The organism is Maledivibacter sp. (assembly GCA_025210375.1).
Taxonomy (GTDB): Bacteria; Bacillota; Clostridia; order Peptostreptococcales; family Caminicellaceae; genus JAOASB01.
Genome location: JAOASB010000012.1, coordinates 80,583 through 95,099, shown reverse-complemented (window position 1 = coordinate 95,099; position 14,517 = coordinate 80,583). Strand labels below are relative to the sequence as shown.

The 14,517-nt window shown below is 30.1% G+C and carries 15 protein-coding genes; 1 reads left to right on the top strand and 14 read right to left on the bottom strand.

From position 1 onward, the window contains the following. Positions 1–226 precede the first annotated feature (226 nt). The gene (locus tag N4A68_04195; protein MCT4563499.1) at positions 227–1,408 is read right to left on the bottom strand and encodes a GGDEF domain-containing protein; all 1,182 of its coding nucleotides are present in this window, start codon (positions 1,406–1,408) and stop codon (positions 227–229) included. 162 nt (positions 1,409–1,570) lie between these two features. Here N4A68_04195 and N4A68_04190 point away from each other — a divergent pair, with 162 nt between their 5' ends. After that, positions 1,571–2,416 (top strand): hypothetical protein, encoded by an 846-nt coding sequence (locus tag N4A68_04190; protein MCT4563498.1) that lies wholly within the window; start codon positions 1,571–1,573, stop codon positions 2,414–2,416. Positions 2,417–2,625: 209 nt separating this feature from the next. On the opposite strand, the gene N4A68_04185 is transcribed toward N4A68_04190, so the two are convergent. The 13 genes from N4A68_04185 to N4A68_04125 form a co-directional block, all read right to left on the bottom strand. Then, complete coding sequence (locus N4A68_04185) at positions 2,626–3,198, bottom strand: class I SAM-dependent methyltransferase (GenBank protein MCT4563497.1); 573 nt, start codon at positions 3,196–3,198, stop codon at positions 2,626–2,628. Then, a complete protein-coding gene (locus N4A68_04180; protein MCT4563496.1) occupies positions 3,191–3,715 on the bottom strand; it encodes an ECF transporter S component in 525 nt (174 codons plus the stop codon). Before N4A68_04180 ends, N4A68_04185 begins: the two co-directional genes overlap by 8 nt. 340 nt (positions 3,716–4,055) lie before the next feature. Beyond that, a complete protein-coding gene (locus N4A68_04175) occupies positions 4,056–4,592 on the bottom strand; it encodes an A24 family peptidase (protein MCT4563495.1) in 537 nt (178 codons plus the stop codon). Positions 4,593–4,711: 119 nt separating this feature from the next. Continuing rightward, a complete protein-coding gene (locus N4A68_04170) occupies positions 4,712–5,032 on the bottom strand; it encodes a hypothetical protein (GenBank protein MCT4563494.1) in 321 nt (106 codons plus the stop codon). A 17-nt stretch (positions 5,033–5,049) separates the two neighbouring features. Further along, positions 5,050–5,955: a serine/threonine protein kinase gene (locus tag N4A68_04165; protein MCT4563493.1), complete on the bottom strand. Its 906-nt coding sequence runs from the start codon at positions 5,953–5,955 to the stop codon at positions 5,050–5,052. A 14-nt stretch (positions 5,956–5,969) separates the two neighbouring features. Continuing rightward, positions 5,970–6,800 (bottom strand): protein phosphatase 2C domain-containing protein, encoded by an 831-nt coding sequence (locus N4A68_04160; protein MCT4563492.1) that lies wholly within the window; start codon positions 6,798–6,800, stop codon positions 5,970–5,972. A 233-nt stretch (positions 6,801–7,033) separates the two neighbouring features. After that, the gene (locus tag N4A68_04155) at positions 7,034–8,599 is read right to left on the bottom strand and encodes an FHA domain-containing protein (GenBank protein ID MCT4563491.1); all 1,566 of its coding nucleotides are present in this window, start codon (positions 8,597–8,599) and stop codon (positions 7,034–7,036) included. A 49-nt stretch (positions 8,600–8,648) separates the two neighbouring features. Beyond that, positions 8,649–9,089, bottom strand: a complete 441-nt coding sequence (locus tag N4A68_04150; protein MCT4563490.1) for an A24 family peptidase — start codon at positions 9,087–9,089, stop codon at positions 8,649–8,651. A gap of 179 nt (positions 9,090–9,268) precedes the next feature. Then, entirely contained in the window at positions 9,269–10,315 is a 1,047-nt protein-coding gene (locus tag N4A68_04145) for a hypothetical protein (GenBank protein ID MCT4563489.1), read from the bottom strand. A gap of 10 nt (positions 10,316–10,325) precedes the next feature. Continuing rightward, entirely contained in the window at positions 10,326–12,698 is a 2,373-nt protein-coding gene (locus tag N4A68_04140) for a DUF5702 domain-containing protein (protein ID MCT4563488.1), read from the bottom strand. 15 nt (positions 12,699–12,713) lie between these two features. Further along, entirely contained in the window at positions 12,714–13,412 is a 699-nt protein-coding gene (locus tag N4A68_04135) for a pilus assembly protein (GenBank protein MCT4563487.1), read from the bottom strand. Positions 13,413–13,424: 12 nt separating this feature from the next. Then, on the bottom strand, positions 13,425–13,622 hold the full coding sequence (locus N4A68_04130) for a hypothetical protein (protein MCT4563486.1): 198 nt from the start codon (positions 13,620–13,622) through the stop codon (positions 13,425–13,427). Positions 13,623–13,650: 28 nt separating this feature from the next. Further along, positions 13,651–14,514, bottom strand: a complete 864-nt coding sequence (locus tag N4A68_04125; protein MCT4563485.1) for a type II secretion system F family protein — start codon at positions 14,512–14,514, stop codon at positions 13,651–13,653. Positions 14,515–14,517 lie beyond the last annotated feature (3 nt).

The window sequence follows — 14,517 nt, the reverse complement described above, 5'->3', positions numbered from 1 at the left end:
TGCATAATTACCTTCTGCAAAAACTATCTACTATATATAGTTAAAAAACCTTAAGAACTATACCATCAAATATGCTTATATCTTAAGCAATTAAATATAGGATGATATTCGCATATCAGGCTTAGCCAAGTAAGAGTTATTCAATTTCCTCAACTAAATGGACCACACTTATAAATCAAAATACAGATTTAATGTGAACTCCCTATAAATACTTAGAGGCTCAAGGTTATTTATCAAAGGTATTAATATAAGATGATGTATTTTTACCCACCTTCTTTGAGTAATATAATCCCTCATCAGCTATAGAAATCAAATCCTTTGCAGTATTCCCATCATGTGGATAGATGGATATGCCAATAGATATAGTGAATTTAGGACTACTAATCATATTGACATTTTTAATCAGTCTTTCAGCTATTAAAATTCCTTGTTCTATCTCTAATGAAGGAAGCACTAGAATAAACTCATCTCCACCGTATCTACCTAAATAATCCACTTCACGTATACATTTTTTTACTGTATCTACAAGCTTCTTAATACATACATCACCAACTATATGCCCATAGGTATCATTTATTTTTTTGAAATCATCTATATCAAACATCATTATAGAAAATTGTTTGTTCTTACTTATTAAATCATTGATTATATCAAATATAGCTTCTTTATTATATGTCTTTGTTAGTGAATCAGTTTTAGCCTTCATAAGTAATTTTTCTCTGGCAATCTCATAATGGAGCATTTTTTTCTTAACATCCCTATTTATTACTTTGTTTAAGCTTTTTTTTATTTTATTAGCTTCTTTTATCTTATCTATGAATTGTCCGTAGGTTCTTTTATAAAAAAATATATAAAAAGTCAAATAAGTTAAAAATTTCAAAATCAAGATTCCTTGTAAGACATGTTTTTGATTACTAAAAAGACTCAATACTACGCTAATAATCAAAAGTATATTAGCCGTCAAAAATTCTTTTTCCAAAAAATCTTTATATTTTAATAGGATTAGATTTAAAATGATAATCAATACAGAAATTAGAACTTGAATTTTGCTAGATACAAAGTGAAGGGGTAAAAGATTATTTTTCAATAGGATACATAGACCTATACTCATACTCAATATTATAAAATTAACCAAACTATAGTTTTTCTGTTTTCCCTTAAACAATATTAATATTAGAAAAACTATAGACATACAAGTTTCGGAAAGCCAATATACATAGTCTAAAGATATTTTATTTATAAATACAAATGAAATAGTACATAAAGAAAAGGGTAGAAAAAAAACCATACCAAATGCTTTAAACATTGAATTTTTCTTATTCATACTTATAGTGAAAATAAAAATCAAGAATGAAAAACATATTAAAATCAAAAATAATATTCTACTAAAAACATCCATTTCCATCATATACATACTCCTTTACAAATATGTTTATATTAATTCTAGTATATATTAATTCATTAATTCTTTGTATACCTTTTATTATTTTTTTCAACAAATTTCTACATTTTTCGCCAAGTAGGTTCAAAATATACATTCTACAAAAAATAAATTTTAGGTGATTAGAATATGAGGAAAAAATTTTTCATTTTAATACTTATTTTTTTATCCATACTTGTTATTGTAAATACCTCTTTATGGTTTCAATTAAGAAGCTATGGCATCATGTTTTTTTACAGTAAGATGCACTACAAGGAAAGCTTATTAAACAAATATAATATAAATCTCCATATCCCCGGTGGGTTAAGTACAAAAAAGAAAGATTGGTATCCCTTTGTTATGACATTCAACGATAATATAGGCTTTTCAAACTACTTAAATAAAGATGTGTCATTGACTATACTTTATAACTTCGGTCACTTTAAGCTCAAGGATGGTTCATCCTCCTATTATGATCCAAGCTCCAAATATTACAGCAGTTTTTATGGAGGCTATTTAGTCAGACACAATACCTCCTCAAAATCTGCCTTTGGATTTTATGATGACGGTACCATTAATTTAGATGAGATATCCCTAGTACCTAAATACGATCAAGAGAAATTGGTATTAAGCAGTTTAGGCTGTACAAAGGATAAAGCAGAATTTAAAGTTTCAGTTGATAATATAGAATATGGTGTAGATTATATTGATTTTGAGAACTGGATTAAAATCGACTCTACTATTATAACCAATAGTCCAATTCATAAATTTAAAGAAGATCATATGGCATATATTCAATATGGAAGACCTATAGACAGGTACTATGGAAATGAGGATTTTTTTAATATTACTTTAAAGGGTAGAACCTACGTAAAGTATTTTAAAGATGACAATATGTCAATATTTTTATACGTTCTTGCTCCTAGTATAACTACCATAGAAGAATGTGATAATGATATTCTATCAAAAACAATATTAAGCCTATATCATAAATAATCTTGATATAGAGATTCCAGTCGAAACTTTAATTTATACATATCAAAACTCCCCAGAAACATCGTATATTTTCATATGTATAAATTAAGATTTACCCTAAACTCTCTATAAATAAAAGTTCAAGGATATGGAGTCCTTGAACTTTTAGTCATATTTCTATCCCACAAATACCCTACAATAAAAAGAATATGAATTTCATACTGGCATTCTTAAGCTTTTATTCCTGATATGTAATACATATCGGCATCATCAATCATTACATCTACTTTAAAATATCTTGACATTATATTGGCTGTGACTTCGACTGAAGGTAACCTATCATCTTTAGTATGGCTGTTTTTATGATGAACTTCATTTATTTCTTCTTTACTATTCCCATGGGCAATAATTATTTTCCCACCATCATTTATAAGTGTTGAAAGATGTGAAAAAAGTCTTTCTTTATCATCAAAGTGAGGATATACGGAATAAAGGAATATATAATCAAATCCTTTTTTATTGTATTCTAGGATATCGGCTACGACAAATTTGACCCTACTATCCCTATATTTTTTCTTGGCCATCAATATCATATTATCTGAAATATCAACGGCAGTAATATTGGCTGGTGATTCATCAAGAAGATAGCTTATTAAAATACCTGTTCCAGTGCCAATATCAAGTATTTTTGAATCTCTTTTGAGGGATGAAATCTCCATAATTTTCTTTAATTTTTCATCATTATGTTCACATACTTCATCCCATTCAAAGGCCCGACTATTAAAAAACTCTTTATTATCCATGTATATTTGTCCTTTCCGTATTTTTTATTGTCCTTATAATAATAGGAATTAATATTAATTGTATTAATATTCCCCATATGGATGTTACAAAGGCAGAGGTTAAAAACATTTTTAACACAAACTTATGTCCTCCGAATGTTATAAGTATATAATTTATAATTCCAGATACTGCTCGTCCTAACAGCATAGCACATATCAATGATGGTATGATATCTAAGCCTTTATACTTATATAAATATCCTGAAATAAATCCATATGTGGCAAGCTCAAAGGCCATTGCAATAGCTACAGGATATACTGGAGGCATCCCAGTCAAAACAGAGCTTAACAATGGGGTGATCAGACCAACTATCAAACCATATCTTGAGCCTAAAATGAACCCACATAGTAATACTGGAATATGCATCGGTAAAAATATTATTCCTGCCATACCTAAAATATGAAAGAAATAGGGTATTATTAACCCCAGTGCTAAGAAAAAGCTTGCCATAATTAAATCCTTTGTTTTGTAATTCATAATACTCCCTCCCTTCATTCTTTACAAAACTTATTGTAATGGTTTTGTAAGCTGTAAACTTAAATTAATGTAGCACACTTACAAAAAATAAACAAAGGTAGAGCAAAATTGCCCTACCTTCATGGTAAAGATCAGTTATCCATAGTTTAAATCACTACTCTTAAGAAATGGATTTTCATAATCCACAAGATTAATTATATCATAATATATAATATTTAACAATATTTAATAAAATAGCTAATATATAGGGTTTAGGGTAACTATTAACTTATACATGTCAAAACATCCTATACTTTTGAGTAGTTTAGATGTGTATAGGTTAAGGTTTCAACTGAGATTTCTATAGTGAAATTCCCTTTGAAAAAAATAGATTTACAAAAACTCCACAAGCTATGGCAGCGGCAAATGGGAATTTGCCTTTATCATTTTTATCGTTAAAATCTGTATAGGATAAGATAGAGGAGGTTATAAAACAGCTTTTAATATACCTCAAAAGATACTTAAATCTTTCAACTCCATTTTTTCTTATTATCATCAATAGTAATGCTAGTAGGCCACCCGTAAGAAAAGTATACATTATAGTATAGAATACAAACTTCACTCCCATTATGGCCCCGATAGAGGAAAAAAGCTTTATATCTCCTGCCCCTAGCATTCTTAGTATAAAGAAGATTATCAATAAAAGAATTGGGGCAGCTATTCCCTTTAACGAAAAAAACAATCCCTGTAGACTGTTCAAATAAATATTTGTTACTATTCCTATTATCATAAAGGGAAGGGTTATGATATTTTTTATTTTATAGGTCCTTATATCGCTTATCAAGGCCAATACAAGCACAATACTTAATTCAAAATATTTTACTATAATTCCATCCACCTCTCTTCGAAAAAGGCGTCTGACGACGCGTTTTAGTTGCAGGTTCCATGGTACAAGTTGCAAGCCCCCGGTTCATTTTTTTATGTTAGAAAATAATTTTGTAAAAGTTTGAATATTTATTATGTCTTTGATTTTTCTTCCTCCAATAAAACTGTTTCACCCGTGTATTCATTTACAACCATGTCATCCAATAATATGGTTGATTCTCCTTCTTCTGTTTTTAAATTATATTCTAAGGGCTTAATATTTTTATCTAAAATTCTTTGATTTTTTTGTATGTCTCCAAATATTTCTGAGGTATTGCAGCTATCTTGTGCTGCATCATGGAGAAAATATGGTTTGTCCTTTTTTCTTTCGCTAAAGGATTTAAAAGTCCATATTAATGTTATAAATATTCCACTTAACCCAATAAGTATTAATACGATTCCCTTTAAAAGCATTATTTCCTCCTAGTCTTCTAATATATACACTTTATAATTTCAACTATTCCAAGATATGTAATATAAGAAAATAGTGATATTAGGAATAAGATTATAGGCCCTTTATAATATATAACCTTAGATATTCTCTTATTATCTAAATCAATTCTATCTATATTTATTAAATCCTCAATAAGTTCCCTTACCGACTGATACCTTTGATTTGGATCGGGCCTTGTACATCTTGATATTATATACTCCATACCGAGAGAAAAATTTTCATCAATTTCTCTTATGGATTTTATCTCAAAGGGTGGCTCATTTGGACTTTTTCCTGTAATAAGGTGGTATAGGGTTATACCAAAGCTATATATATCCGTTCTAACATCACTTTGTGATCTCCCATATTGTTCTGGTGCCGCATATCCCCTTGTTCCAATATAGGTGGTATCATTATCTACATTTACTTTATACTCCCTTGATATCCCAAAATCTATTAGTTTTATTTTCCCATCATTAGTTAATATAATATTAGATGGCTTCATGTCCCTATATATGATTGGGTTTGGCTTAAACCCATGCAAATAAATAAGCACTTCACATATTTGAACAGCCCACTTAACAAGAACTTTTTCTGGTATTTTGCCACACCTCAGTAGTTTTTTATCTAAAGATATCCCCTCTATATAATCTTCAATAATATAAATACTACTTTCATCCTCTATAATATCAAATATCCTTGGAAGGGATGGATGATTTAGTTTCTTAAGTATATTGGGTTCTATAAGTAAATCTATATAAGAATTACAATTCTTATTTATTTTCTTTATAGCCCAAAGGGTATCGAGCTTTACATTTTTAGCAAGATATACTGTACTCATTCCCCCCGTACCAATCACTTCAAGGATTTCATATTTTCCATCAAAAAGTTCACCGTTTATCATTTCTGTCCCCCATATCAACCAATCATATATCTTAGCCTTCCAAATAGTCCTAGTTTTTGTTTGTGTCTGTCTTGGCATATAAGTATCGCTGAAGCATTGTCTAAAGCACCTCTTATTCTAACTTTCCCCATAAGCTCTTCAACTATTTCCTGTACATCTTCATTATTTTTATCATATGCCCCTACAGCCTTAAGCATCTCGTTCTTCCTCAAAAGATTATAAAATCCATCACTACATAGTAAAAATTTATCTTCTTCTGATATTTCTCCCTTTGTCTCAAATATATCTAATACTTCCTTGACCCCCACACATTGAAGCAAAATATGTTTTTGTGGATGGTTCACCGCTTCTTGCTTGCTTATACAACCGCTCCTGATCTGTTGTTCTATCCAAGAATGATCTTGAGTAAGCCTAGTTATTTCATGATTTATTTTATATATCCTACTATCCCCTATATGTTTAATTATGTACTCGTTTCTATGTATAAACATCATGGAAAGTGTTGTTCCCACTCTACTATTTATACCTCTGCCGAATTCCATCACTTTTTTATTTACGTTAATAATAAGACTGTTAAGCTCCTTATCTATCATATTTATGCTAACCGATTCTTTTTTATTGAAAATCAAAGCCAGTTTATTATCCCACCATGCTTTAAATTCTTTTATAACTATTTCACTTGCTCTATCCCCCGCTGCAAGTCCTCCCATACCGTCGGCGACTACAAATATACCAAACTCCCCATGCTGTCCTTCTCCAATTTTTATTAATATCCTATCTTGGTTTGTTTTTTTTACATAGCCTATTTCACTTAATGCTCCAATAGAAAAACTTCGCTTTCTCATATCATTCTCTCCGTACATTACTTTTTATTTATTAATACAATTTAAACAATTAATTTGTACACATCAAAAATCCCTAAAAACATCGGATATTTTGATATGTATAAATTAAGTTTAACTTTGGGAAATCTATATAGATATTCCAGTTAAACAATTAATTTATACACATCAAAAATCCCTAAAAACATCGGATATTTTGATATGTATAAATTAAGTTTAACTTTGGGAAATCTATATTATAGAATAAATTTATATTCAATATTTGCAAATATAATTTTATCCTCATTGCTTATTGCATATTCTTTATTGCTGCATAGCTTTTCTTCATTAAGATATGTTCCATTTTTAGAATTTAAATCTTTAATAAAATATTGTTCTTCTTTATATAAAATCTCAGCATGGGTTCTACCTATGGCATTATTGTCAATTACATAATCAACATAGTTTGCAAGCCTTCCTATAATAAAATTTGATTTTGTTACGGATACCCTATCCATTATCCCATTATTCATTCTTTGTAGACATGGAAATTCCGATCTTTCTTTATCTAAAATTATAGTCTCATTGATATTAACTAATGGTATATCATCTGCTTCATTTGCTGCCGCCACTTGATTATTTCCTTTAACATTATATTCTTGTCTATTAACATTGTAGATTTCTCTTTTAGACATATTTATGATTTGATTTTCTTGTGGTAATTTAGGTTCTATTTTGGTTATTGTCCTATCATTTTCATTTCTTTTCAACATTTTCTTTTCCCTATCTTTATGGGATATTCTAGTTTTTCTATTTTTCCTTATTACAACAGTTTCTTCCATATTTTCCTTCTTAAATAAATTTCTAAACAATAGAATATCTACAGCGGCTACTATTAAAATAATCCCAGCAAAAGTGCTTAAATCGTCTCCAGCAACTGCCCTAATTTTATTAAAACTTAAGGATAAAGCAATGGCTATCAACATCTGGGATGCTATAGCTATAAATACATACTTCCTCTTATATCTATTCTTGATGACACTTTCATGTTGCTTTATACCATTATTTTTTAGAGCCTCTGGAGCATTTTTTCCTTTATGAGCTATAAAATTATCATGTTTTTCTTCTTCCACTGCCATTGGGCATATATATTTATCACGATTAATTGCTATGCTATCATCATTTATTCTATTGATATCAGACTCCATCATATCGTTTTTCATATCTCTTACTATTTGGGATTCATTGCCTTTAAGCTGTTGCAGAAGTTTAACAAAATCATAAATATTAAAAATATCATTTTTTAAATAGTTCAAGATTTTTGCCATATAATTTCCATTTGATCCTTCATCCATCCTGGCCGATGAAATAATTAAATTGCTAAGGAAGCTTTTAAAATCCTCACTGATATTGGTCTCAACGGCTAAGGGCAGATATATCATGCCTATCTCAAGGGTACTAGGGTTTATATATATGTACTCTTCATCGATTAAAAAACTCTTATCATATAATAAGTATTCACCACAATCAATAAGGGGTCTTGTAATCCCAAGAAGAATATCTATAAATTCATTTTTATTTAGTTTCTTTCTTTGTAAAAATTTATATAGAGTTAACTTAGATGTAATATTATAATGCAGTCTAGTGTCGCCATTTTTGTATCTGACATCTAGCTTGAGAATTCCTGGACATGAATTATTACCTATCATTTCAATTTGATATTCTAAGATTTTTTCCTTTGAACCCATATTTATCACTAAAATACTTTCCGTAGAGTCGTTTTCATAATGAAATTTAAATCTTTCTTTTATGGTATCCTGCATAGACAATCCCCCCTTCTTTTATCTTTAAAAAGGTCACGATGCAACTTCCTCAATTGAATATCATAACAAATATAGTTGCCAAAAATACATATGGAGCGAAGGGCATAGTAGTCTTTCTATTAACCTTTTTAAATGTCAAAAGAATAAGTCCCACAAATCCACTTAACATTGTTGCTATAAGCATTATTCCTAAAGTGGTCTGTAGACCAAACCATATTCCAACACAAGCGAAAAGCTTTGCATCTCCCATTCCAATTGAACCCTTTGTTATAATTGAGATCACAGCTACTATTCCTCCACAAATCATACATACAAGTAATGAACTCATGATTGTGATATTATCATTTAAAAAGACCATAATCACTCCAATAATCATTCCAATAATAATCAACTTATTAGAAATAATCTTAGCTTTTATATCAATTATTGAAATAAATAATAGGATACAGCTTAATATCACTTTTAATAAAATTAATGTTGAATCAATCATATTATAACTCCTAAACTTTAAGCTATATTATTCATAGGGAATTCAAAACTACCCTAAGTACTTTTAAACTTATAGGGATTTTAGTATAGACTTTAACTTATACAAGTCCAAAATATCCAGAACCATCGAATATTTTGAGATGTATAAATTAAGTTTAACCTTTGGAAATCTATATAGATTTAATCCAAATTATCATCTACCCTTGGAGGGTTGCATATCCTGCATGGCTTATACCCTTTGGCTGCCTCTTCTAAATCAATTTCCATGATATCCTTAAATAAGTGAGTACAGCCCTTTTTATGGTATTTTCCATCATTGATCCTCCTAGATTTAAACACTATACATCTCCCATTACATTCTAGGGGGGGAAGACATTTTTTACATGGCTGTAACCCCAGCTTTTTAACTTCCCTTAAATCTAAAGCTTCAATATCTTTAAATATCCGATAGCAACCATACCTATGATAACTTGATCCTTTTTTTGAAACATAAACCTTTTTATTTTTATCCCCTATATCTTCATCAGCATCTGCTAGTGCATCAGCATCTGCATATTGATCTCCTCCTAACCACGCTCTAGCAGTAGCCCTTTGAACTATTGGTATATTATCAACGATCCTTATGGGCAAGGGGATATTGACGTTATATTTAACTATAACGTCAATATCTTGATTACTGCTTAAATAAGAGGAATGGCTAAAATCTAACCCCTCTATATCTAATTTCTTTAATCTGCTATCAGTTAATCCATATTTCCTTATATATTGTTTGATTATTGTATTGCCAATATGGGTTTTTTCTTTATCTAGCTCCGACTTAACTATTGATGATGCTAAACCAATAATTTTATCCTTTGGATAATCAGCTATATCTTTATTACTATCCTTTGATCCAGCCTTTATTTCACCAATACAATCATATAATTCTTTAGAACAATCAACTATGTTATTAATATGCTCTTCTGATTTTTTCTTTTTTTCCTCAAGGTTACTGCTCAATGTATCATCTATATCATAGCTTCCACTTACATAATATAAATAGCTTGATGAAGCCATCTCATTTGCCGCTTCTGTAATCCCATGCTGAATCACTTCATGGATATACACTATTTTAGTTAAAAACCCAATAGTTAAAATTGCACATATAAATATAGGTAAAACCAATGACGCTTCAACAGTTAAAGAACCCCTTTGTCTCCTTGAAAGCTTCTTTATAAAAGAATTCATAGTATCCCCTCTAGTATCCTTGATACATTATTACTTTAAACTCATGTCTATTATTTTTTGTTTTAAACTTTCTAGGTATAAAACTTTGAGTCAAAAACAAGTATTTAATTGAAACTACTACCTCAACCTTAATATATGTATTAAATTCCCTTAACTTTAGATCACTACTGCCCGTATTCTTCTGCATATTAAGTTGAATAAGGTCTTGAATCCTATTCATTGTTATATCCCTATTCTGAACCAACAAGGAAAATCTAAGATAATCTTGATATGATGTATTCATTGCTTTGCTTTTATCAAAGGAAGTTTTTTCATCCTTTCCATTATTCATTGCTTCATTGGATACTTTTTGTACACTGGGTTTCCAATCGGTTTTCCAATTTTCTTCCATTTTATAGAGGGGTATATCTTTGCCCTCCTTTAATTCATCTAAATCATACACAGCTTCGGTCATGGACCAGCCTAGTAGTATCAATGTCCTCAAAATCGGTATACCTGCTCCACCCGTATACCATCCTGCCACCGCTGTTGCTATAGATGTAGCAACAATTTTTTTATCTTTACAGGTAAATACATGTATTGAATTTAAACCAAATCTAATTAGTAGTATTTTTGAATCCATGAGAGTTTGATTGATACTTTCAGATTTACTCCCATTCAAAATATATTCTACCTCTCCTTTATCAAAGTAAGTATTCAGATCAGATTTTTTTATATGCCTCAGATTAAATTCCTCATCAATATCGGACACAGCATTTTTAAAGGTTCCCATAATATATTCATTTATATATATTTCATCTCTAATATCTACAGGATTTATGGCCTCTGTAGCTCCTATCAAAAAAGAAAATGCCCCTTCGCTAAATCCTGCTTCTTCTTGTTCATAAAATTCAACATCTAGAGTCTTACTGTCCTTTAACAGCACTTTATTATTCTTTTTCCAAAGAAAATTGGCATCAAAGCCTCTACCGTTTTGATCTGATTTAAGTTTTATGACAGATGGAAGTATTGAATATTCATCATGTCCAATAACTATTCCTTTTTGTTTTTCCTCTCTACCATTAATTTCAGTTTTGGCCTTTGCACATTCTTGACTGTCTTTGCGAGTATCACAGTCCTTATAAATTTCTTTCCTCTCCTTAATTGTATAGTCATATTCAATCCTATTATTATATATCTTGATCCTATCAAGAATATCTTCTTTTATATCTTCAATATAATCTATTCGATTTTTTGCTTTGTTTGGAGCAATCATCATAATCAAACTTATTACATTATTTTTATTAGTCCCTTTTCCCGACAAACATTTAATATTATTGCTTAGGGCATCCCTTACTTCCTTTAATCCAGGGCCCTTTTCTGCACAGGAAATCTGTTTTTCATATTCATCCACTTCTTGAATAAGAAGTTCATAGGAATCCTTCATTATATTATCTTTTCTTTCGTTTAAATATGTTTTGTATTTCCTTAGTTCATCCCGTGCATTCTTACTTTTCTCTATAAGTTCATCTATTTTCTTCATGGCAGAATTGTTTACAGCATCATATTCATTTATCTCATATTTCATTTCATTATAACTTTGTTCAATTTTCTTCCTTGCCCTAACAATTTTTTTTGCTAACCGCTTTTTCTTTTCTGATTTTTCGTCTTTGATATTTTTAAGTTCTTTCTTTAGATTCTGATAATGTTTTATGGCTTGTATATATTCATCTATTAAATCACTAAATTCATTTTCATTAAATTTTCTTACATAATGATCGAGGATTCCTTGTTTTGTCCAAAAATAAAATATACGTGTCTCATACTCTCCATGTATGTTCTTATACAATTCTCTTTGAATGCTTTCTATGCCCTTTAAGTTCTTTTCAAAATCTATTTTTTCTTTATATGCTTCCGATGTGGAGCCCGCTTTTTTCAAACCATCTAGTTTGGTCAAGAACTCCTTAGCAAATTCCTTTGGGGCTCTATATTTCATATACTCCAGTATCTGTTGTCTAGTTACAGGATTTTCAGACATATTAAAGATTGGCTCTACCTTGATACTTTCAATTTCGTAATCATATATATCAACATAATCCCCTATTTTATTTTCATTTAAATATTCCTTGTCAATCATTAAATTCTTATTTAAATAATATCTAATAGTTTTTTCAATGCTTTGGTCGCTATTCTCATTGAGGGCAAATAGACCATATTGTTCCTTTAAGGGAGTACTATACCCTGCTAGGGTAGATCGAATAGAGGTCTCCACTGCCCTTTGAATTTGAGGCTCAGCGATATTTATTCTAGCCGCATCCACAATAACTCCTGCTAAAGTAATCATAATCAGTAATATGATACTTAAAAATACAGTTATACCGCCAGCCTGTCCCCTTTTTCTCAATAAGATATACCCCCTTTAATCCCCAAAAAAACTATTGATATTCTCTTTGATTTTATCTAGAGTTACTTTATATTTACTTAAAATTTCAGAAGTGGCTTCATATTCATCTAATGTATTGATTATAAAATCCGTATTACGAATAAACTCCATTGGATCATTAATAACTGCCCTTGCGTTGACATTTATATCATATCTATTATCGAATCCAAAACATCTTAAAATATCTCCCAAGGGTATTTTATAGGAATCTTTAATTACAACATTTAACTCCTTATATACAATATAGTCCTTAATGCAAATATCTACTTTATCCTTTGAATTCATGATATCATCCATATCCACCTTAGAAATTTGACTTTCTAGAATATTATTTCTTTTTATTTTATATATGGTGTATTTTTTGAGCCTATTAATCTTTTCCTCTTTATCACTCCAATATAAATCGGCTTTTAATAGTTCCTTTGAATCATTTAGCTTTCCAGTTTTTAGTCTGTAACCATTGGTGTCAATTTCCATCTTGGAGATATTGCTCCAACAAGCTGCCCCTCTTTCGGCTACATGATTGGCTATGGATTTCAAATAGGCTTGTTGATACAATAGTATGCATATATATATAAGGGCTACTATAGCTAACACTATTATTGGGAAAATCAAGGAAGCTTCAACGGTCATACTCCCTGTTTTATTAGTCAAGCTCTTGTATATTTTTTTCATAATGTTCCATTCTTATGGAATTTTTGTATTCTCTATTTCAGATGGGTCAATCTCGTTACCATTAATGTTTCCCAATATATTTGAGACAAATCCTACTATTTGATTTTTAAAAAGCAATGCTAGTCCCACTAAAACTGCTATCAAAAGTACTATTTCTACAGTTCCAAGACCATCTTCTTCTTTTAAAAATGTTTTTAAAATTTTCATTATTGTCCCCTCCCTTTAAATTTATTCATATTTATATACCCCTAAGCTGTAGAACTGCCGGTGTTAGCACGATTATTAAAATTGCAATGAACATAATCATCATTGGAAAAAGCAGCTTTGAGCTAGCTTCTTCACCTAATTTTTTTGCTTCGTTTTTACGCATCTCCCAGCATTCCCTACCTTGAACTCTAAGTATAGCAACCAACTCGGCATTTCCCTTCCTCAAATTTTGTAAAACAACGGAAATAAATTTAGATATTTCTGGAGTCTTGCACCTTCTAGCAAAGTCTTCGTATGCTTCAGACTCAGCCTTACCACCCTTAATATCTAACCATACCGTTTCTAACTCATCATATAAGGGTCTATTACTTTTATTATCGGTAACAATTTTTTCTAAGCTTCTTTGTACGGTCATCCCAGCATCGACTAAAAGAGTTAACTTATTTATAAAATCTGGAAAATCAATACGTATCATCCTATACCTTATCTTTAATTTTTCCTTCACATCTCTATCGGGTCCATAGGTAACAGCCCCAAGTATAGAAATACTTATTAAAATAAAACCTGAATTAAATTCTCCTATTCCTATACCAAATAGTCCAATCAATAACAATACAACTAGTAAATATCCTATCTTATTCCCCCAATGGATTTCTAAATAATATTTCGCATTTTTAGCCCCATATAAGTCTTTGAGCTTTATATAAAGATCCCTGTCATACCTGGTATTGTATGTGTATCTAACAGAATCCATAATATATAGCCCCAGGGGTATAAAGCTCTTTAGTGGATATTCTTTTTTATCTACTGGCCCAATATAATCATCATATTTACCCTTTGATAACACATATAGGGCAATAAAAATTATTAATGAAGCCACAAATAAAAAAATCATATA

What these genes read in the sequence shown, in the direction of transcription:
- N4A68_04165 (MCT4563493.1), bottom strand. Translation starts at nt 5,955, where the DNA reads ATGATAAACGGTGAACTTTTTGATGGAAAATATGAAATCCTTGAAGTG.
- N4A68_04190 (MCT4563498.1), top strand. Translation starts at nt 1,571, where the DNA reads ATGAGGAAAAAATTTTTCATTTTAATACTTATTTTTTTATCCATACTT.
- N4A68_04150 (MCT4563490.1), bottom strand. Translation starts at nt 9,089, where the DNA reads ATGATTGATTCAACATTAATTTTATTAAAAGTGATATTAAGCTGTATC.
- N4A68_04195 (MCT4563499.1), bottom strand. Translation starts at nt 1,408, where the DNA reads ATGATGGAAATGGATGTTTTTAGTAGAATATTATTTTTGATTTTAATA.
- N4A68_04155 (MCT4563491.1), bottom strand. Translation starts at nt 8,599, where the DNA reads ATGCAGGATACCATAAAAGAAAGATTTAAATTTCATTATGAAAACGAC.
- N4A68_04160 (MCT4563492.1), bottom strand. Translation starts at nt 6,800, where the DNA reads ATGAGAAAGCGAAGTTTTTCTATTGGAGCATTAAGTGAAATAGGCTAT.
- N4A68_04170 (MCT4563494.1), bottom strand. Translation starts at nt 5,032, where the DNA reads ATGCTTTTAAAGGGAATCGTATTAATACTTATTGGGTTAAGTGGAATA.
- N4A68_04135 (MCT4563487.1), bottom strand. Translation starts at nt 13,412, where the DNA reads ATGAAAAAAATATACAAGAGCTTGACTAATAAAACAGGGAGTATGACC.
- N4A68_04145 (MCT4563489.1), bottom strand. Translation starts at nt 10,315, where the DNA reads ATGAATTCTTTTATAAAGAAGCTTTCAAGGAGACAAAGGGGTTCTTTA.
- N4A68_04180 (MCT4563496.1), bottom strand. Translation starts at nt 3,715, where the DNA reads ATGAATTACAAAACAAAGGATTTAATTATGGCAAGCTTTTTCTTAGCA.
- N4A68_04185 (MCT4563497.1), bottom strand. Translation starts at nt 3,198, where the DNA reads ATGGATAATAAAGAGTTTTTTAATAGTCGGGCCTTTGAATGGGATGAA.
- N4A68_04125 (MCT4563485.1), bottom strand. Translation starts at nt 14,514, where the DNA reads ATGATTTTTTTATTTGTGGCTTCATTAATAATTTTTATTGCCCTATAT.